Source organism: Pseudoalteromonas sp. NJ631 (assembly GCF_000276645.1).
In the GTDB taxonomy this organism is placed as follows: domain Bacteria; phylum Pseudomonadota; class Gammaproteobacteria; order Enterobacterales; family Alteromonadaceae; genus Pseudoalteromonas; species Pseudoalteromonas piscicida.
The window spans coordinates 661,363-679,726 of sequence record NZ_AKXJ01000001.1 but is presented as its reverse complement, the minus strand read 5'-3'; the positions used below and the strand labels follow the sequence as shown (position 1 = coordinate 679,726).

General features: G+C 42.6%; 20 protein-coding genes and 1 riboswitch. Of the genes, 14 read left to right on the top strand and 6 right to left on the bottom strand.

Features of this window, described 5'->3' with window-relative positions:
* Nucleotides 1–12: 12 nt before the first annotated feature.
* Both A587_RS0103255 and A587_RS0103250 read right to left on the bottom strand, forming a co-directional pair.
* Entirely contained in the window at nucleotides 13–447 is a 435-nt protein-coding gene (locus A587_RS0103255) for a CopD family protein (RefSeq protein ID WP_010606087.1), read from the bottom strand.
* Nucleotides 448–467: 20 nt separating this feature from the next.
* Nucleotides 468–2,150 carry a chloride channel protein gene (locus A587_RS0103250; RefSeq protein WP_010372240.1) on the bottom strand — a complete coding sequence of 561 codons (1,683 nt, stop codon included), beginning with the start codon at nucleotides 2,148–2,150 and terminating at the stop codon, nucleotides 468–470.
* A 336-nt stretch (nucleotides 2,151–2,486) separates the two neighbouring features.
* Here A587_RS0103250 and erpA point away from each other — a divergent pair, with 336 nt between their 5' ends.
* Nucleotides 2,487–2,825 carry an iron-sulfur cluster insertion protein ErpA gene (gene erpA / locus A587_RS0103245; protein WP_010372235.1) on the top strand — a complete coding sequence of 113 codons (339 nt, stop codon included), beginning with the start codon at nucleotides 2,487–2,489 and terminating at the stop codon, nucleotides 2,823–2,825.
* Between the two features lie 737 nt (nucleotides 2,826–3,562).
* Complete coding sequence (locus A587_RS0103235; protein WP_017216404.1) at nucleotides 3,563–3,805, top strand: helix-turn-helix domain-containing protein; 243 nt, start codon at nucleotides 3,563–3,565, stop codon at nucleotides 3,803–3,805.
* A 44-nt stretch (nucleotides 3,806–3,849) separates the two neighbouring features.
* Here the strand turns inward: A587_RS0103235 and A587_RS0103230 are convergent, their stop codons facing one another.
* The 4 genes from A587_RS0103230 to A587_RS0103215 are packed head-to-tail and all read right to left on the bottom strand — an operon-like array spanning nucleotide 3,850 to nucleotide 7,554.
* Nucleotides 3,850–5,235, bottom strand: a complete 1,386-nt coding sequence (locus A587_RS0103230; protein WP_017216403.1) for an AmpG family muropeptide MFS transporter — start codon at nucleotides 5,233–5,235, stop codon at nucleotides 3,850–3,852.
* A 9-nt stretch (nucleotides 5,236–5,244) separates the two neighbouring features.
* Nucleotides 5,245–5,862 carry a peptidylprolyl isomerase gene (locus A587_RS0103225; protein ID WP_010372225.1) on the bottom strand — a complete coding sequence of 206 codons (618 nt, stop codon included), beginning with the start codon at nucleotides 5,860–5,862 and terminating at the stop codon, nucleotides 5,245–5,247.
* Complete coding sequence (locus tag A587_RS0103220) at nucleotides 5,862–6,419, bottom strand: YajG family lipoprotein (RefSeq protein WP_017216402.1); 558 nt, start codon at nucleotides 6,417–6,419, stop codon at nucleotides 5,862–5,864. Before A587_RS0103220 ends, A587_RS0103225 begins: the two co-directional genes overlap by 1 nt.
* A 4-nt stretch (nucleotides 6,420–6,423) precedes the next feature.
* Nucleotides 6,424–7,554 carry a methyltransferase gene (locus A587_RS0103215; RefSeq protein ID WP_017216401.1) on the bottom strand — a complete coding sequence of 377 codons (1,131 nt, stop codon included), beginning with the start codon at nucleotides 7,552–7,554 and terminating at the stop codon, nucleotides 6,424–6,426.
* A gap of 38 nt (nucleotides 7,555–7,592) precedes the next feature.
* Between A587_RS0103215 and A587_RS0103210 the strand changes: the two genes are divergently transcribed.
* From A587_RS0103210 to A587_RS0103155, 12 genes are all read left to right on the top strand, one after another.
* A complete protein-coding gene (locus A587_RS0103210; protein ID WP_017216400.1) occupies nucleotides 7,593–8,186 on the top strand; it encodes an alpha-ketoglutarate-dependent dioxygenase AlkB family protein in 594 nt (197 codons plus the stop codon).
* 45 nt (nucleotides 8,187–8,231) lie between these two features.
* On the top strand, nucleotides 8,232–8,546 hold the full coding sequence (locus A587_RS0103205) for a BolA family protein (protein ID WP_017216399.1): 315 nt from the start codon (nucleotides 8,232–8,234) through the stop codon (nucleotides 8,544–8,546).
* 105 nt (nucleotides 8,547–8,651) lie between these two features.
* Nucleotides 8,652–9,842: an enoyl-ACP reductase FabV gene (gene fabV / locus A587_RS0103200; protein ID WP_017216398.1), complete on the top strand. Its 1,191-nt coding sequence runs from the start codon at nucleotides 8,652–8,654 to the stop codon at nucleotides 9,840–9,842.
* Nucleotides 9,843–10,284: 442 nt separating this feature from the next.
* Nucleotides 10,285–11,628 (top strand): Na(+)-translocating NADH-quinone reductase subunit A, encoded by a 1,344-nt coding sequence (locus A587_RS0103195; protein ID WP_026000866.1) that lies wholly within the window; start codon nucleotides 10,285–10,287, stop codon nucleotides 11,626–11,628.
* Nucleotides 11,629–11,630: 2 nt separating this feature from the next.
* Nucleotides 11,631–12,833, top strand: a complete 1,203-nt coding sequence (locus tag A587_RS0103190; RefSeq protein ID WP_017216396.1) for an NADH:ubiquinone reductase (Na(+)-transporting) subunit B — start codon at nucleotides 11,631–11,633, stop codon at nucleotides 12,831–12,833.
* Nucleotides 12,823–13,572 (top strand): Na(+)-translocating NADH-quinone reductase subunit C, encoded by a 750-nt coding sequence (locus A587_RS0103185; RefSeq protein ID WP_010372202.1) that lies wholly within the window; start codon nucleotides 12,823–12,825, stop codon nucleotides 13,570–13,572. The genes A587_RS0103190 and A587_RS0103185 overlap by 11 nt, the downstream gene beginning before the upstream one ends.
* Entirely contained in the window at nucleotides 13,572–14,204 is a 633-nt protein-coding gene (locus tag A587_RS0103180) for an NADH:ubiquinone reductase (Na(+)-transporting) subunit D (RefSeq protein WP_010372200.1), read from the top strand. The genes A587_RS0103185 and A587_RS0103180 overlap by 1 nt, the downstream gene beginning before the upstream one ends.
* Nucleotides 14,205–14,214: 10 nt before the next feature.
* Nucleotides 14,215–14,823, top strand: coding sequence for an NADH:ubiquinone reductase (Na(+)-transporting) subunit E (nqrE, locus tag A587_RS0103175; protein ID WP_010372198.1), 609 nt, complete (start codon nucleotides 14,215–14,217; stop codon nucleotides 14,821–14,823).
* Between the two features lie 20 nt (nucleotides 14,824–14,843).
* The gene (gene nqrF, locus A587_RS0103170) at nucleotides 14,844–16,070 is read left to right on the top strand and encodes an NADH:ubiquinone reductase (Na(+)-transporting) subunit F (protein WP_010372196.1); all 1,227 of its coding nucleotides are present in this window, start codon (nucleotides 14,844–14,846) and stop codon (nucleotides 16,068–16,070) included.
* 108 nt (nucleotides 16,071–16,178) lie between these two features.
* On the top strand, nucleotides 16,179–17,210 hold the full coding sequence (locus A587_RS0103165; RefSeq protein WP_017216395.1) for an FAD:protein FMN transferase: 1,032 nt from the start codon (nucleotides 16,179–16,181) through the stop codon (nucleotides 17,208–17,210).
* Nucleotides 17,211–17,310: 100 nt separating this feature from the next.
* A complete protein-coding gene (gene nqrM, locus A587_RS0103160; protein WP_010372193.1) occupies nucleotides 17,311–17,523 on the top strand; it encodes a (Na+)-NQR maturation NqrM in 213 nt (70 codons plus the stop codon).
* 80 nt (nucleotides 17,524–17,603) lie between these two features.
* Complete coding sequence (locus A587_RS0103155; protein WP_017216394.1) at nucleotides 17,604–18,203, top strand: histidine phosphatase family protein; 600 nt, start codon at nucleotides 17,604–17,606, stop codon at nucleotides 18,201–18,203.
* A gap of 18 nt (nucleotides 18,204–18,221) precedes the next feature.
* Nucleotides 18,222–18,349: riboswitch (cobalamin riboswitch) on the top strand.
* Nucleotides 18,350–18,364: the final 15 nt, after the last annotated feature.

Below are 18,364 nucleotides of genomic sequence, written 5' to 3'. Positions count from 1 at the left end.
AATAATGCACGGTTACAGTGCAGGTTTTAAAACGGCAAGAAAGACAATGGCTAATAGGATTAGTACGGGAAATTCGTTGAAAAAACGATAGAACTTGTCGCTTTTACGATTGCGATCATGTTTGAAGTCGGCAAGCAATTTAAAGCAATAGCCATGATAAATATAAAGTAAAATCACTAAGGTCAGTTTGTAGTGCAGCCACATACTATGTTTAAACCACTCACGTCCATATTCTGTAATCGTTAAGACTCCAAACACCGCGGTGAGAATAGCAAATGGGGTTACAAAATAGAGTAGGCGGCGCTCCATGATTTTGAGCATTGAGCTACAAGATTTTTCTTCAGTCATCGCGTGGTACACAAAGAGACGTGGCAGATAAAAAATCCCTGCAAACCAGGCAATCATAAAAAAGATATGTAAGGCTTTATACGTTAGCAATAAGCTCATTATAAATTCCACTTTTTAGATTAGAGTAAACTGTTTCTGGTGGTGAGTATGTGACGAATTTGGTCCCATCGCAATAACCCAAGTATTTGTTTTTCATCCTTTTGGTTGTAGATATACACTGCGCCTGAACGTTTATCTTTTAGCACATCAAAGGCGTCTGCTAAGGTCGCTTGTGTGCTTAGTCCTTGTAGCTCGATATAAGAGACCGATACGCTGCCCTCGGAGATTAAGTTTAAATCGTATTCGGCTAAGCGGTAGCCGCTTTGTTCATCATAAACAATGAGCGGTGTTTGGCTATCAACCGCGGATAGGGTTTCCTTTATCTGCTCTTTGTCATCGGAATAGAGCAGTTTAAAATTCTCATCCATCTCAGCCACTATTCCCACTTTCTGCAATGCCTCTTTTGCCGGGGATACTTGGTAAGGCAGCCCTTGGAAATCTAGTTGTTGGATAAAAATAGAGCGGTTGCCAAACGCCTGTAAAGCCGTAACGTAAGCTGTGGTGATCACCAGCATAGCTGGAACGATTATTTTTGGATTGGAAGTCAGCTCCATTACCGCTGTGAGTGCAGCAAGCGGGGCGTGCAAAGTCGCCGCAAGTAAGCCTGCCATACCGAGTACACCATAAGTTCCCGCAACATCGACGCTGGGTTCAATAAACTGGGCAAAGAAAGACATCAAGGTGCCCATGATAACCCCAAGCCCAATCACTGGACCAATAATACCACCGGGAATACCAAGTCCAATCGCAAATAAAGTCGCCATCAGCTTAGCAATCAATATTGTGGTGAGTAGCTGTAAGTTATGTGGAGATTCAACGGCTTGGGTGATAGCGCTCATACCTGAACCCATGGCTCCCGGTACGGCGTAGCCAATTAATCCCGCAATTAAACCCGCTAATAAAAGGCGAGGGAACATACTGATGGGCTTAAAAGTTTTGATGATCAGCATTAGATTTTGATTAAAGGCAAATGCAACCGCTCCTAATGCTGCACCACAAATAATTAAATAAGGGTAATGCCAAAAACTCAACGGAGTAATATGAATGAGCGCTAGCTCGGAACTATTACCAAACACATATTGCGTGCTCATTGCACCGATCACTGAGGCTAACATCACGGGCACGAAAATGTGGATTTTATACTCCCTGAGCACGACTTCCATAACGAATATCACCGCCGCGAGCGGAGTGTTAAATGAGGCAGCAATACCTGCAGCTACACCGCAACCGGCCAAAGTTCGCGCGGCATTGAGTGGTAGATGTAAACGCTCTGATAGAATGCTCGCTGCTGTTGCCCCCATGTGTACAGATGGTCCTTCTCGACCAACAGAGAAACCACTGATCAAAGCAACGGCACCACCAAAAAACTGGTTCGCAGAATTCCAAATTGGCATATGACCGTAGTGGTGTTTGATCCGGTTGATCACATATGGAATGCCCAAACGGTAATGCTTAAACCCGGTTAAGGCGGCAAAGACCGCGATGAGTAGCGCAGCAAGCACAGGCAAAAATAGCCGATGTAGCTCAGAAAGCTCGGTAAAGTCATCAGGTTTATCGAGAAATGTGCCTTGGATTAATTCAATAGTAAGACGAAAAGCAATGATAAGTATCGCCGCAAGCAGGCCAGCACCGGCACCAAGTAGGCACAGTTGCGCTGAAGTTTTAGGTTTTGCAAGGCTTCGTCTTAATGTATCCAACGACATGAACGTCATTCCACAATAGTAAACCGTTTAAGAATATCAAATTTTTTACACTAAGTCCTTGTGCTAACGCAACTTAACTGAGGCAATAGTCTTATTTCCTTTGGTTTAGCATATAGATACCAATTTATATCAATATACATTCAATAGCAGGTTAGGTGCAGAGTTAAAAATCTCTCTATGACAAAAAATAAATAGAAACCTTTTGACAGGTGAACGACGAGTTCTTTCCTCCAAAAATAGATCATTTATCAAAGATAATTGGTACAAACGCTATACTTGATTAAAATACTCAGGTATTAGATAATTTGCAGATTACAGGATTAGGGGTCTAAATCTATGTCTGAACAATTACCAATTCAGTTTTCTGACGCTGCCGCAAGCCGCGTAAAGGAACTTATTGAAGAAGAAGAGAATGCCAATCTTAAGCTACGCGTGTATGTAACGGGTGGCGGTTGCTCAGGCTTTCAATATGGTTTCACTTTCGATGAAAAAGTAAATCCAGGTGATTTGGAAATCGTAAAAAACGGTGTCACTATGGTTGTCGATCCTATGAGTATTCAGTATTTAATCGACGGCATCGTGGATTATACTGAAGGGCTTGAGGGCGCACGTTTCTTTGTGAACAATCCGAATGCAACAACCACTTGTGGCTGTGGCGCAAGTTTCAGCGTCTAGACTTTATTCGCACTACGTTCCACTAAAGAGTCATGCGTTTGTCATGGCTCTTTTTGTTTCTGCCCATCACAACTCAATTTGCTTTATTCGTCACAAACTCCCTGTTAAATACATCATTAAGACAAAAAAGCCTAAAACAAAAGATGAAAATACTAAGATGTAGATAAAGCCTTTTTTCCCTTGCTTAAGCGGCACGCCGTTAGAACGAAGGAAGTAAATCCAGCCTAAGCACAATAGAATTGGCAGTAAAAACAGTAATCGAATCATCTAGTAATAGCCTCTTTTTTAACCACTTAGTAAATGTTAGCTGTAAGTTTTTATTTTTTAAAGAAAAATAATTTATTTCAAATACTGGTACATTTTTTAAAAAATTTGTTAAAGTGTTACTGGATATTACAACCCTTAATGAATTAAGAAAAAGTAAAAAATTAATTAGGTGTTACTCGTGTTTTAGTCTATACCTAATTGGGTACATAGGGACAAGTTAACATTTTGTCTACGTGTTACTGGTTTGGCATAACTTATCGCAGCTAGCTGGTAAGTTGTACCGCATTCAGGGTAAACTGTAAGCTTGAGCGAGTTCTAAAGGCAAAAATGCTGAGTTCATACAGGCTTAACATTTTGCATTGTAGAGTTCCGCGATAAGCTACAACTGTAATATTTAGATAATAACTAAATGAGACGGGCATATTTCATTTAGATAATTTAGTCTTTCATCTAGTAGGAGATGTTTAATTATGATGGGTAAAACGGTTTCTTCTGAAGAAAACGGCAAGCTAACGAAGTGGCTAAAATCAAAGCGCCACGAGAAAGGTCACACAATGCGTAGTCTTGCGCAGGTGTTAGGTACGCCTCATTCATTCATCGGTAAAATTGAAAACCAAGAGCGTCGATTGGATGTCATTGAGTTTTTACGTTACTGCGAAGCGTTAGAAGTTGATCCTTATGAAGGCTTACAGCTAATCAAAGAAGATCAATAAGCGTTTAGTTAGCAAGAACGTAAAAGGTGCAAGGACCTGCACCTCTAGCTTTTGTTAGCATGATACGCCTTCTCAATAGCATAAAGCTTGTGCCGAATTAAATATAAAAACAATAATGACGGAAGCACCATAAGCGCAGTTAGCGCGAAGAAGAGTGCCCAATTACCTCCAAGCAAATCATCTATCACAAAACCACTATAGCCTGATAGCACGGTACGGCCTAAGCTACCAAGTGATGCAAGTAAGGCATAGTGGGTTGCGCTAAACGCTCTATCACAAAGCATAGAAATAAACGCCACCATTGCTACCAGTGACCAAGCTTGGGTAAAGCCGTCCACCACAATTGCTAGTGCGTACAGGTGTTCTTGAGGGCCTGCTATGGCAATCCAAGAAAACATTAAATTTGATGCTGCCATAGCAACACCACTAATAAATAAGCCCTTCACGATACCGTATTTATGGTTAAAGATACTGCCAAGAAAAGCAAATACGATAGTGATCACACCGGTACCAAGCTTTGAATATTGCCCAATTTGGGTGTTTGTAAAACCCACTTCTTTATAAAATACGATGGACATACGGGCTAAAAAGGCCTCTCCTATCTTAAATAGGAAAATAAAGGCGAGTAGGGCACATGCCGTTTTAACCCCATTTTTTTCAAAAAATCGCTTAAAGGGTTCAACCAGAGTCACAGCAAGCCAGGCATAGATCTTTTTAGAAGCACTTGATGAAGCGCTGTGGTTAAGTTTTTGCTCGTAACTCTTCTGTAGTAGTGCCTGTACTTGCTCGCGATGAGATTTTGGCTCTTTTGCCAACAAAGTGACCACTAACAAACACACTACGATGACGCTTAGCATCTGATAGATAATGGGCCAACTAAAGCCGGGTAAATCGGCCATAAAGAACGGAATTGCACCAAGTAAGGCATAGCCAGACCACCAACCTGAAGTCGCCATTGCTGCTGCTGCGGTTGCCTTTTCACTTTCATCTTCTGGTAAAATGTCGATGCGATAAGCATCTATTGCAATATCTTGTGTAGCTGAAAATAACGCAATAATAAAGCACAATAATGCAGCATGCGAAAGGTGGTCTTTAATTGAAATAGTGGCTAATGCAAAGGTGGCAACAATAATAATAAACTGGCAACTTGCTATCCAGCTTCGTCTTTGCCCTAAGCGATTATACAGCAGAGGGATTTTTACTCGGTCAACGAGTGGGGACCACAAAAAGTTGATAGTATAGGCGCCATATACTAGGCCAAATAGGCCAATGGTGCTGCGGCTTAACCCTTCATCTTTAAGCCAAGCTGACATCACCGAACCAATCAATACCCAAGGAAAGCCGCTACTTATTCCAAAAGCAAAGACAGTTAATAGACGTTTGTCTTTGTAATAACCAAGATATTGTGAAAAGCTAGATGATATCAACATAAAAGGGTATTACTCTGGCTGCTTTAATACTTCGACTGAAAGAATAATGACGGGCTCTTTAGGTATAAAGGTATAGCCAAGCTTTTCATTGTAGCCGGTTTCCACCTTCATAATCGCGTCCAGTGTTTCATAGCCTTCAGACACATTTCCGAACACGGCAAAACCCCAGCCTCTACCTGGGTTCAAGTGATCGTTGTCATCCATATTAAAGAAAAACTGTCTGGTACCTGAGTGTGGTTTGTTGTCTTGGTAGGCCATGGCAATGGTATACATGTCATTTTTCAGGCCGTTACCGCTTTCATTGAAGATAGCTTCGCGCTCAAACATACCATCGTACTCTTTGTCGTAACCTCCACCTTGGATAACAAAGTCTTTTTCGTTGGCTTCATCACGCTCAACTCGATGAAAGACAGAGCCGTTATAGTCTTTGTTGATAACGTAAGTTAAAAAGTTATTTACTGTGATAGGCGCTCTCGATCTGTCTAGTTCGACAATAATCGGCCCTTTACTAGTATTGATTTGAACTCGAGGGAATAGATTATTCTTTTGTACGAATTTACCGTTCATTTCGGCAAATACATTCATACTTAATAATAGGACGGTTAAGCTTAGAATTATTTTTTTCATTAACTTCCTCTCACAAATTGAATAAATTCAGGATCTTGAACGATTCGAGTAACAACCTGTTGAGCTAGATTGTTGAGCTGCTCTTCGATTTTGGCTTGGTCGTGTTTTAGTGGGCCATTTAAATTAGCACTACCTTTATATTGCTTTTCGAAACTGCGAGCGCCTTGCTTTATCAGTACGGTGACGTCAGCTTCTGCATCACTTTGATGAGTCGAGAAAGATTCATCAATAATAGCTTTAAAGCGATTGATATTCACAGTGATTTGCGCAGCAGCGACCGGTGTTATTTGCGCGCCATGTGCAGTGAGTGCTTGCGTTAATACCTGATTGAAATTAACTGGTAAAGTTGCATCAGGTACGTAAAGTGCGGGTTCTTGGTTTTTCACGCGAATGGTGTATTTTGTGGTCCGTAGATCGTTTACTTTGACCGCTAGGTTGGCGGCAAGCGCGTTTGACGAAGGACCTTGATATTCCGGATGAAGAATGACACTGCGTGGTGAGCTTTCACAGCCCACGAGTATCAAGGTTAGCAGAATAATCAGCAATGAAAAACGCATGAAGTTAGCTCCTCTTTATTGCACTTAAAACCGTGAATTTTTTGTTGTTGCCTAATGTCTTGCTATTACCAAACAAACGCTTGAGTTTATCGTCGTATTCCAAGTGGCGGTTACCGATAATTCTTAACTCTCCCCCTTGGCGAAGCGCAGCCTTAGCTTGGAAAAACATCTGCCAAGCAATGTGATCGGTGATTGCGTTGGCCTGATGGAATGGCGGGTTACACAGTATCAGATCCGCACCGTAATTTTCAAAACCCGTAAGGCAGTCGTTTTGAACGAACTGACAATCAGCAACACGCTCGGGTAGGTTATTCACGATATTTTGCTCCGCGCTATGCACCGCCATCGCGGACTCGTCGATAAAGGTGACGGTGGCATTTGGCATTTTTGCGAGCGTCATCAATCCGATGACACCATTACCACAGCCGAGATCAATGACCTTCAATGGTTTTTTACCCATAGGAAGGTAATTGATAAAAAAACGTGCGCCAATATCAAGAGAGTCTCGTGAGAAGACATTTGCTTCATTCGACAAGATAAAATCGGTTTTTTCCAGCGGCCAAGACACAGGGAATTTACTATCAATGGCTTTGGCTGACGTTTTGCTGAACACTAAACGCGATTTTTTTACCGCTAAGCTAGTCGTTGGCTCCGTCAAAAAGTGGCTAAAGCTTTTTAATGTTGAGGTGTGAATTTCTTTTGCTTTGCCAGCCGCAATTACGGGAATGTCTGTAGTCAGTTTACTTAATTGTGCAAGTTGCGCTTGCAATAGCCCTGAATTTTTGGGAATTTTTATTAATATCAGATCGATATCTTTTGGCAGCTCATCCATGCTAGTGAGTACATCAACCCGAGCGTCCGCAAGTTCGTTGGCCTCTAAATTATACTCATAGGCGAGGGTACTTACATAAGAGTCGGTCACTACCGTGCAGTGCTTGTCAGCAAGTGCACAGCATAATGCGCCAAAACTATCGTTGAGAATGAGAATACGGTTTGCATCGCGGTGATGTTCAAAGACATAATCTAACAGGTATTCGTCGGCTGAATCCCAAGCTTGTAAGCTACGATTTTTTTGATCGAGTGGAAACCTATGTAGCGTAAAAGGGTTTCCGGCTAGAATTGCATCAGTCGTCATGTGAATGTTCTATAAATAAAAGCAGCAGGTAGTTTAACATGAGAGCAGTAGACAAAGCACGGAACTTGCCGTGCGGTTTTAGCTATCAAGCACAGGCTATTAGCTTCAATAAAAGTCTAGCGCTATATAATGTACTACTGAATAGCCTTGCGTGGCAGCAAAATACCATCACCTTATTTGGTAAGACCCATCAAACGCCTCGACTTGAACGCTTTATTGCCGACCCTGACGTGCATTACAGTTATTCTGGAAAGCGACTTGAAAATGCTCCTTGGCCTTCGGTATTGCTGGGGATCAGACAAACGCTAGAACGCAGATTTAATATGCCTTTTAATGCAGTATTGGCTAATTTTTATCGTGACGGTCAAGACAGTATGGGCTGGCACAGTGATGATGAACCTGAACTCGGTTTGACGCCCATAATTGCTTCACTGTCGCTTGGCGCGACCCGTAAATTTAAAATACGCCACAAAGTAAGTCACTCTGTAACTGATATTCTATTGGAAACAGGCAGCTTATTGGTAATGCAAGGTGATAGCCAGCGCGACTATCAACATGCTTTGCCAAAGCAGGCCAAGGTGACTCAGGGGCGTATTAATCTCACTTTTCGAAGTGTTGGAAATACGCGCTGAACGGCGTATAGTAGCGTCACGAATTGCTCTAGGAGACAAAGTATAATGTCAATGCAATCACAGATTTATGACAAAATAGCTGAAGCCGTTGCGTGCAAGCATCTGAACGTTATCAATGAAAGCCATATGCACAGACGTGGCGAAGAGTCTCATTTTAAAGTCATTGTTGTAAGCGAACAATTTATCGGTCAGCGGCTGCTGCAGCGTCATCGAAAGATCAATGAAGTGCTAAAAGATGAGCTGCAAAACCATATTCACGCTTTGGCCATTCATGCCTATACACCAGAAGAGTTTTCAGACAAAGAAGGTCAGACGCCAGAGTCACCAAAATGTTTGGGTGGTTCTAAGTTTGATAGCTGATCAGATGTGTGTTTTACATATCTGCCAGTACACTACGCAGTAATTTTAATAAAGTGAGACCAATCTCACTTTTATTTTGTATCAAATCAATGGATAGGATCTCTTATGGTCATCAAACCAAAAATTCGCGGATTTATTTGTACGAATGCGCATCCAGTAGGCTGTGCTGCACACGTTCAAGAACAGATTGAATACGTAAAACAACAAGGCCAAATCGAAAATGGTCCTAAAAATGTATTAGTAATTGGTGCATCGACAGGTTATGGCTTGGCATCGCGTATCACGGCTGCATTTGGTGCCGGTGCGAAAACGTTAGGTATCTTCTTTGAAAAAGAAGGCTCAGAGAAGAAAACCGCGTCAGCGGGTTGGTATAATACGGCTGCCTTCCAACAAGCTGCAGAAGAAGCGGGTTTGTGGTCGAAAAATATCAATGGCGATGCATTTTCTGATGAGTTGAAGCAAAAAACCATCGACACCATCAAAGCTGAGCTGGGTAAAGTAGATTTAGTGGTATATAGCCTTGCGTCTCCTCGTCGTAAAGACCCTAAATCTGATGAAGTTTACTCTTCAACACTTAAGCCAATTGGCTCAGCTATCACAACTAAAAACCTGAATACTTCTAAGCGTGTTATTGATGAAATGACAGTTGAAGCTGCTAACGAAGACGAAATCGCCAATACGGTTAAAGTGATGGGTGGTGAAGACTGGGAACTTTGGATTGATGCGCTTAAGCAAGCGGATGTGTTAGCTGATGGTTTCAAGACAACGGCATATACTTATATTGGTAAAGAGCTGACTTGGCCAATATACGGTCACGCAACGATTGGTAAAGCAAAAGAAGACTTGGACCGTGCAACGCTGGCAATTCGCGAAACCACTGCTGATATTAATGGCGAAGCTTATGTGTCTTCACTGAATGCAGTAGTGACGCAGGCAAGCTCTGCTATTCCAATTATGCCTCTTTATATCTCTGCACTATTTAAAGTGATGAAAGGTGATGGCACATATGAAGGGACAATCGAGCAAATTCATGGATTGTTTACTGAAAATCTATATGGTCAATCGCCACGCTTTGATGATGGCGGTCACTTGTTCCAAAACTATAAGGAACTAGAAGACGGCGTTCAAGCTCGTGTGCAAACTATTTGGGATACTGTTGATACTGATACAATTGATGAATTGACGGATTATGTTGGTTATCACAACGAATTCTTGAAGCTATTCGGCTTCGGAGTTGACGGCGTAGATTACGAAGCTGATGTGGATGCAACGGTAGAAATTAGTCATCTCGTTTAATTTCACGGTTTTTGATCTCACTGTTTTTGATTTTGCGGGCAAAGTGCTACTTGGTACTTTGCCCGTTTTTGTTTGACCGTGAATTTTTACTTATTTTGTAGATTAGGGTAAGAAAAATTTTATCTATGCAACTTTGGTCTATACTCCTTCCAGTGATGGATTTTTCAACTAATCTAAATCCACGTTAAAGTCGTATTAATTTCATAATTCCACTCGCATACTCAGTACGATTAATGTTAAAATCAGAGAAATATGTGAGGACTTTTATCACGACGCTGCTTTTTTGTGCGCGTTGAGAGGTATTTTAAAGGGGCTTGTTTGGGAACCCTATCCGGACTCATAACTTTCTGCTCTTTATACCTAATACTTAGTACAAACGAGGTGGCGCTGTGGTGACTAAAGATATTTTCAGTTTCTTTCCGTTAATGTAATGCAAGTGCGTATGATCAACATAAAAAAAGGTCTGGACTTACCAATAGAGGGCGCACCTCAGCAAGTTATTCATGATGGTTCTGCCGTCAAACGAGTAGCTGTGCTAGGTGAAGAATTCATCGGTATGCGTCCTACCATGCATATTCGTGTGGATGACCAAGTCAAAAAAGGCCAAGTTCTTTTTGAAGATAAAAAGAACCCAGGCGTCAAGTTTACTGCGCCAGCTTCTGGTGTAGTTAAAGAAATTAACCGTGGTGCTAAGCGTGTACTTCAATCCGTTGTGATCGAAGTTCAAGGCGACGAGCAAATCACTTTCGAGAAGTTTTCAGCTGCTGATTTAAGCAACTTAGACTCTGAAAAAGTGAAGGAAGTGCTAACCGAGTCTGGTCAATGGCCTGCGCTTCGTGCACGTCCATTCAGCCGTGTCGCTGTGCCGAGTGCAACACCTAGCTCAATCTTTGTGACAGCAACAGATACTAATCCGTTAGCAGCCGATCCTGCTGTTATCATCGCAGAAAACGTGGAAGCGTTTGAAGCGGGTCTAGCGGTTGTATCTCGTTTGACTGAAGGCAAAGTATTTGTGTGTAAGAAAGCGGGTGCTAACGTACCTAGTTCTTCTATCTCACAAGTAGAAGTTCATGAGTTTGCAGGTGTGCACCCAGCAGGTAACGTGGGTACTCACATTCACTTCCTAGATTCTGTAGGTACAAACAAGCAAGTTTGGCACATTGGTTACCAAGATGTCATCGCGTTTGGTAAGTTGTTCCTGACAGGTGAAATCTACTCAGACAGAGTTATTGCTCTAGCAGGTCCTCGAGTTAAGAACCCTCGCTTAGTAAAAACTCATGTCGGTGCGTCGCTAACAGATTTAGTTGCAGGCGAGCTTGAAGACGGTGATAACCGAGTCATTTCTGGCTCTGTGTTAGCTGGTAAAACAGCAACTGGCCCTCACGCTTACCTTGGTCGTTACCATACTCAAGTATCTGTTTTACTTGAAGGTCGCGAGAAAGAGCTATTTGGCTGGATCGCTCCGGGTAGTGACAAATTCTCAGTAACACGTACATTCATTTCACACTTAACACCTAGCCGTTTGTTCAAGATGACAACGTCTACTGGTGGTTCTAAGCGTGCGATGGTACCAATCGGTAACTATGAGCGTGTTATGCCACTCGATATTTTGCCAACGCTATTATTACGTGATCTTATTTCACGTGATCTAGATTCTGCGATTTCGTTGGGTGCACTAGAGCTAGATGAAGAAGATTTAGCACTATGTACTTACGTATGTCCGGGCAAATATGAGTACGGTTCAATCCTACGCGATTGCCTGACTACTATCGAGAAGGAAGGTTAAAAATGGCCTTAAAGAAATTTTTAGAAGACATTGAACCTCACTTTGAACCTGGTGGTAAACACGAGAAGTGGTACGCGCTTTACGAAGCCGTAGCAACTATCTTCTATACTCCTGGTTATGTAAACAAAGGTGCAACGCACGTTCGCGATAATATCGACCTAAAACGTATTATGATTTTAGTGTGGATGGCGACGTTCCCAGCAATGTTCTTTGGTATGTTCAACATCGGTCACCAAGCTGCGCTTGCACTAGGTAACGGTTTTGAGCTTGCTAATACTTGGCAGGTAGCTATCTTCCAAGCGCTTGGTGGTGAATTAACTGCTGATGCAGGTTGGGGCGCCAAGATGTTCTATGGTGCGTGTTTCTTCTTGCCTATTTACGCTACCGTGTTCGCGGTTGGTGGCTTCTGGGAAGTGTTATTCGCGTCAGTTCGTAAGCACGAAGTAAATGAAGGTTTCTTCGTAACTTCGGTATTATTTGCGCTTATCCTGCCTGCGACAATTCCTTTATGGCAAGCTGCTTTAGGTATTACGTTTGGTGTTGTAATCGCGAAGGAAATCTTCGGCGGTACTGGTCGTAACTTCTTAAACCCAGCACTTGCAGGTCGTGCGTTCTTATTCTTCGCATACCCTGCTGACATTTCTGGTGACACAGTGTGGACAGCTGTTGATTCGTTCTCTGGTGCAACTTACTTAGGTCAAGCGACTGCAGGTTCACTAGACTACAGCAATATGGACCTTTGGTTTAACGCGTTCTACGGCTTTATCCAAGGCTCTGTAGGTGAAACATCAACACTGGCAATCTTACTTGGTGGTTTGTTCCTGGTTTATGTTCGTATCGCTTCATGGCGCATCGTACTAGGTACATTCATTGGTATGGTTGTAATGTCATTCGTTCTAAATGCAATTGGCTCTGAAACAAATGCTGCGTTTGCTATGCCTTGGCATTGGCACTTAGTACTTGGTGGTTTTGCATTTGGTATGTTCTTTATGGCAACAGACCCTGTATCTGCGTCTTTCACAGACAAAGGTAAGTGGTTATACGGTGCGCTAATCGGTGTAATGGTTGTGCTTATCCGTGTTGTTAACCCGGCATACCCAGAGGGCATGATGTTGGCAATCCTATTCGCTAACCTTTTTGCTCCACTATTCGACCACTTCGTAGTGCAGTCTAATGTGAAGAGGAGATTGGCACGTGTCAACTAATAATGAATCAATGGGCAAAACGCTTGGCGTAGTTGTTGGCTTATGTTTAGTGTGTGCAATCGTAGTATCTTTTGCTTCGGTTCAGCTTCGCCCTATGCAACAAGCAAACAAAAACGAAGATATTCAACGTAACATTTTAGCCGTTGCTGGCTACGATAAAGTTAAAAACGTATCTGAAGTTTTTAACCAAAATATCGAATCACGTGTTGTTAGTCTTAAAACAGGTGAGTTTGTAGAAGACGTTAAAGCGGAAACTTTTGACTTTGAAGCGACTAAGTTTGATGCCAAACGTAGCTACAAGCTTTCAAAAGCAGAAGACAAAGCGGGTATTCAACGTATCACAAATAACTCTCCAGTTTATTTTGCAAAAGATGACCAAGGTAAAGTATCTACTATCATTCTACCAATCCAAGGTTATGGCCTTTGGGGTGTGATGTATGGCTTCCTTGCGCTAGAAGCTGATGGTGAGACGATTAAGTCAATCAACTTTTATAAGCACAGCGAAACTCCTGGTCTTGGTGGCGAAATCCAAAACCCTAAGTGGACTGCACTTTGGGAAGGCAAAGAGCTTCCTATCGATGTAGTTAAAGGTAGTGCTGGCGGTAACGAACACAAGGTAGACGGTCTATCTGGTGCAACACTTACTTCTAACGGTGTTGATCACACAGTTGATTTTTGGACAAGCGACAAAGCGTTTGGTCCATTCCTTGCGAAAGTACGTAAAGGAGCATTGAACTAATGGCTAATGCAAAAGAAATGAAGGAAGTCTTGTTTGGTCCTGTTTTTGCAAACAACCCGATTGCACTGCAAGTGTTGGGTATCTGTTCTGCACTAGCGGTAACTTCAAGCCTTAAAAATGCACTTATCATGTCAATCGCGTTGACATTGGTTACTGCGTTTTCAAGTTTATTTATCTCAATGATCCGTAACCACATTCCTTCAAGTGTGCGTATCATTGTACAAATGACGATTATTGCATCTTTAGTAATCGTTGTAGACCAAGTGCTTCAAGCGGTTGTTTACTCAACAGCAAAAGAACTATCAACGTTCATCGGCCTTATCATTACTAACTGTATCGTAATGGGTCGTGCAGAAGCATACGCAATGAAGTCACCACCAACAATGTCGTTCCTTGACGGTATTGGTAACGGCTTAGGTTACTCTGTTGTACTTCTAACAGTTGGCTTTATCCGTGAGCTATTCGGTGCGGGTACATTGTTTGGCGTTGAAATCTTACCACTTATCTCTGAAGGTGGTTGGTATCAGCCTATGGGTCTACTAGTTATGCCATTCAGTTCGTTCTTCATCGTAGGTGCATTTATTTGGGCACTACGTACTTGGAAGAAAGAGCAAGTAGAAGCGAAGGCATAAGGGGAGAGAGATGGAACAATATATCAATTTATTTATAAAAGCAGTTTTCATTGAAAACTTAGCTTTGTCTTTCTTCTTAGGTATGTGTACTTTCTTGGCGGTATCTAAGAAAGTAACAACGTCGCTAGGTCTAGGTATTGCGGTAGTTGTAGTTCTTGGTATCTCTGTACCAGTAAACAACTTGGTTTATCACGCAGTGCTAGCGCCGGGCGCATTGGAATGGTTAGGCTTCCCTGAAGTGGATCTTAGCTTCCTACGCTTCTTGACGTTTATCGGTGTAATCGCAGCGCTTGTGCAAATTCTAGAAATGACATTGGACAAGTTCTTCCCTGCGCTATATAACGCACTAGGTATCTTCCTACCGCTAATCACAGTTAACTGTGCGATTTTCGGTGCGGTATCATTCATGGTTGAGCGTAACTTAAACTTCGGTGAATCTGTAGTTTATGGTCTAGGTTCAGGTGTGGGCTGGGCACTTGCTATCGTATTGTTAGCAGGTATTCGTGAGAAGATGAAGTATGCAGACGTTCCTGATGGTTTACGTGGCTTAGGTATTACCTTTGTTACTGTAGGTCTAATGGGCTTTGGCTTCATGTCATTCTCTGGTATTTCACTGTAAGGTAGCGAGGAAACTATACGATGGAAACTATTGTATTAGGCGTAAGCATGTTCATCGCTATCGTTGTGATGCTAGTGCTTATCATCATTGCAGCGAAATCGAAGCTTGTAGCAAGCGGTGACGTTACAATTGATATTAACGGCGATCCTGAAAAAGCGATCAAGACTCCTGCTGGCGGTAAGCTACTAGGTGCACTTGCAAACGCGGGTATTTTCGTATCGTCTGCATGTGGTGGCGGTGGCTCGTGTGGTCAGTGTCGCGTACATATTAAAGAGGGTGGTGGTGATATTCTACCAACCGAACTTGACCACATCTCTAAAGGTGAAGCACGTGAAGGCTGTCGTCTAGCGTGTCAGGTTAACGTTAAAAACGACATGGAAATCGAAGTTGAAGAATCAATCTTCGGTGTTAAAAAGTGGGAATGTACTGTTATCTCTAACGATAACAAAGCAACTTTCATCAAGGAGCTAAAACTAGGCATCCCTGAAGGTGAAGTTGTACCTTTCCGTGCTGGTGGTTACATTCAGATTGAAGCACCAGCTCACCATGTTAAATATGCAGACTATGATATTCCTGAAGAATATCGTGCTGACTGGGAACGTTTTGGTTTCTTTAAGCTAGAGTCTAAAGTTGACGACGAAACGATCCGTGCGTACTCAATGGCTAACTACCCAGAAGAGTTTGGCATCATCATGCTAAACGTACGTATCGCAACTCCGCCGCCAAATAACCTAACATTACCTTGTGGTAAGATGTCATCATACATCTGGTCACTTAAAGAAGGTGATAAGGTTACTATTTCTGGTCCATTTGGTGAATTCTTCGCGAAAGACACTGATGCAGAAATGGTATTTGTTGGTGGTGGTGCTGGTATGGCGCCAATGCGTTCACACATTTTCGATCAGCTTAAGCGTCTTAACTCTAAGCGTAAGATGTCTTTCTGGTACGGTGCACGTTCTAAGCGTGAAATGTTCTACGTGGAAGACTTTGACGGTCTAGCTGAAGAAAATGATAACTTCCAATGGCATGTTGCCCTTTCAGATCCTCAACCAGAGGATAACTGGGAAGGTTACACGGGCTTCATTCATAACGTACTTTTTGAAAACTATCTTAAAGACCATGAAGCGCCAGAAGATTGTGAGTTCTACATGTGTGGTCCTCCAATGATGAACGCGGCAGTTATTAACATGCTTAAAGACTTAGGTGTGGAAGACGAAAACATCCTACTTGATGACTTCGGTGGTTAATTAGGTTTCGGTCTAACAATGAACTTAAGTTAGAATATAAGCCCTCCAGTAAAATACTTTGCTCGAGGGCTTTTTTATACCCGTTGGTACTAAATTCAGGGAATTCTGATGCAAGCAAGTTACGCTTTTTTATCTAGATTTTTTATTATTTCGTTTTTATTCGTTTTTTTAACAGGGTGCCAAGACGCCAAACCTGAAGCCAAGGAAATCGTGCTGTCTGGTAAAACCATGGGCACGACCTACAACATCAAAGTATTCCCTGGCGAAAAGCCGCTCTCACAAGCGCAGCTGCACGATGAGGTTGAGCAAGCATTAAAGACTGTTAATCAATCTATGTCCACCTATATCCCAGATTCTGAGATTAACCAGTTCAACCGTTTAGCGGCAAATACCGTTATGCCTATCAGTGAAGACTTTCGCTTGGTAGTTGCTGAATCTATCCGCCTTGGGAAGTCGACAAAAACGCTTGATGTTACGATGGGACCGCTTATCGATTTGTGGGGATTTGGTCCTGACAAAAGACCAACAATGCGTCCGTCACAGGCTGAGTTAGACGATATGCGCACTCGTATCGGTGTCGATAAGCTCATTTTAAATGACAGTGGCCTCGCTAAAACAATTGCTGGACTTGAATTATCATTTTCTGCAACCGCTAAAGGTTATGGTATAGATAAGGTCGCTGAGGTGATTGAGAGTCATGATATTCATGACTATATGGTTGAAATTGGCGGCGAGCTGCGAGTTTCAGGTAAGAAGCCGGATGGTAAGTGGCGTATTGCTATCGAGAAACCTGATGCGCCTGTTGGTCAACGCCAAATTCATCGTGTGATAGAGCCTGGCAAAAATGGCATTGCGACCTCAGGTGACTACCGTATTTTCTATGAAATGGATGGTGAAACCTTTACACACCTTATTGACCCAACAACGGGTCGCCCGGTTAAACATGAGCTAGTATCAGTAACGGTACTGCATCCATCTGCGATGACGGCTGATGGCTTAGCAACAGCATTGACTGTGATGGGCACGGAGCGTGCAAAGGCGTATGCCACTGAGCATCAACTCCCCGTGTATTTGATGTATAAAAGTCCTGAAGGGATCAAGAGTTACGCGAGTGAAGCATTTCAGCCGTACTTGAATTAAGCTCTACAACACCCCATAATTTAATTGTGAGTGACGTCATGAAAGCGTATAATTTGCGCGTCGTCACTCAATTCAATGTAGCAATAAAAGGGGCTAGATAATGTCTTTATTCCTCCTTACTTTCGGTTTACTTATGCTTATCGCTGTTGCGATGGCTGTAGGCGTTATCGTACAAAAGAAATCCATGGCCAGTAGTTGTGGTGGTTTAGGCTCAATGGGCATTGACAAAATTTGTGATTGCGACGATCCATGCGATAAACGCAAAAAGCGGTTAGCAAAAGAAGAGATGTGGAAAGAAAACCAGATCCTGTAACCGTAGAATGATATTAATTGAAAACGCAAGCTTAGCTTGCGTTTTTGCTTTTTGGGTAACAAACCTTAGGTTAAGTAAAAATGCAGCGGCAGCTATATTTTGTTCGTCATGGTGAAACGACGCTCTCAGGCCATTTACTTGGAGTGACAGATCCCGAGCTCAGTACCATAGGCGCTCAGCAATTGCTGCAATCATTAACGAGTCTAAGTGGCCTGAGGCGTATTATTAGCTCTCCAAGGAAGCGCTGCCTGAATACTGCTACAGCCTTTGCAAAGCAGTATCAACTCCCCATTGACGTGGAGCCAAATCTCGCCGAATTTGATTTTGGATTATGGGATGGACAACCTTATGATACGCTTTGGCGAGAAACCCAATCTCCAAGTATTGGCGATTTTTGGCAAAACCCTTGGCTGCACACGCCTCCTGAGGGCGAGTCTATGTATGATTTTCATCATCGGGTCACAACGTGGTGGCACAGCATTTTGGCGTCGCCAAGTGAAGAGTGTATCGCCGTCGTAGCGCATGCAGGAGTAATAAAGGCGCTTGTAGCACTTATCCTTGAGCTATCGCCAGAGCTTACTGCATACCAATCGAAGATAGATATTCCCTATGCGGGTATAGTAAAAGTTGAGGTGTTTTACGACAGCAGCCAAACTGCTTGGCCAAAAGTTGTATTTTAGACGTCTAGACTTCATAATATTGCAAATTTCGTGATAGGCAGATATTGGGAATGAGGTGTGAGTCCTCAACTGTCCCCGCAACTGTAAGTGCTTGAGCCTTGTCTCTTGCATAAGTCAGATACCAAGGCCTATCCATATACTTAAGCGGGCAGACTTAAGTC

Coding starts and splice junctions, on each gene's coding strand:
- nqrE (WP_010372198.1), top strand. CDS start 14,215: ATGGAACAATATATCAATTTATTTATAAAAGCAGTTTTCATTGAAAAC.
- erpA (WP_010372235.1), top strand. CDS start 2,487: ATGTCTGAACAATTACCAATTCAGTTTTCTGACGCTGCCGCAAGCCGC.
- A587_RS0103190 (WP_017216396.1), top strand. CDS start 11,631: ATGGCCTTAAAGAAATTTTTAGAAGACATTGAACCTCACTTTGAACCT.
- A587_RS0103155 (WP_017216394.1), top strand. CDS start 17,604: ATGCAGCGGCAGCTATATTTTGTTCGTCATGGTGAAACGACGCTCTCA.
- A587_RS0103195 (WP_026000866.1), top strand. CDS start 10,285: ATGATCAACATAAAAAAAGGTCTGGACTTACCAATAGAGGGCGCACCT.
- A587_RS0103180 (WP_010372200.1), top strand. CDS start 13,572: ATGGCTAATGCAAAAGAAATGAAGGAAGTCTTGTTTGGTCCTGTTTTT.
- fabV (WP_017216398.1), top strand. CDS start 8,652: ATGGTCATCAAACCAAAAATTCGCGGATTTATTTGTACGAATGCGCAT.
- nqrF (WP_010372196.1), top strand. CDS start 14,844: ATGGAAACTATTGTATTAGGCGTAAGCATGTTCATCGCTATCGTTGTG.
- A587_RS0103255 (WP_010606087.1), bottom strand. CDS start 447: ATGAGCTTATTGCTAACGTATAAAGCCTTACATATCTTTTTTATGATT.
- A587_RS0103235 (WP_017216404.1), top strand. CDS start 3,563: ATGATGGGTAAAACGGTTTCTTCTGAAGAAAACGGCAAGCTAACGAAG.
- A587_RS0103230 (WP_017216403.1), bottom strand. CDS start 5,235: ATGTTGATATCATCTAGCTTTTCACAATATCTTGGTTATTACAAAGAC.
- A587_RS0103250 (WP_010372240.1), bottom strand. CDS start 2,150: ATGTCGTTGGATACATTAAGACGAAGCCTTGCAAAACCTAAAACTTCA.
- A587_RS0103165 (WP_017216395.1), top strand. CDS start 16,179: ATGCAAGCAAGTTACGCTTTTTTATCTAGATTTTTTATTATTTCGTTT.
- A587_RS0103205 (WP_017216399.1), top strand. CDS start 8,232: ATGTCAATGCAATCACAGATTTATGACAAAATAGCTGAAGCCGTTGCG.
- nqrM (WP_010372193.1), top strand. CDS start 17,311: ATGTCTTTATTCCTCCTTACTTTCGGTTTACTTATGCTTATCGCTGTT.
- A587_RS0103220 (WP_017216402.1), bottom strand. CDS start 6,419: ATGCGTTTTTCATTGCTGATTATTCTGCTAACCTTGATACTCGTGGGC.
- A587_RS0103210 (WP_017216400.1), top strand. CDS start 7,593: ATGAGAGCAGTAGACAAAGCACGGAACTTGCCGTGCGGTTTTAGCTAT.
- A587_RS0103215 (WP_017216401.1), bottom strand. CDS start 7,554: ATGACGACTGATGCAATTCTAGCCGGAAACCCTTTTACGCTACATAGG.
- A587_RS0103225 (WP_010372225.1), bottom strand. CDS start 5,862: ATGAAAAAAATAATTCTAAGCTTAACCGTCCTATTATTAAGTATGAAT.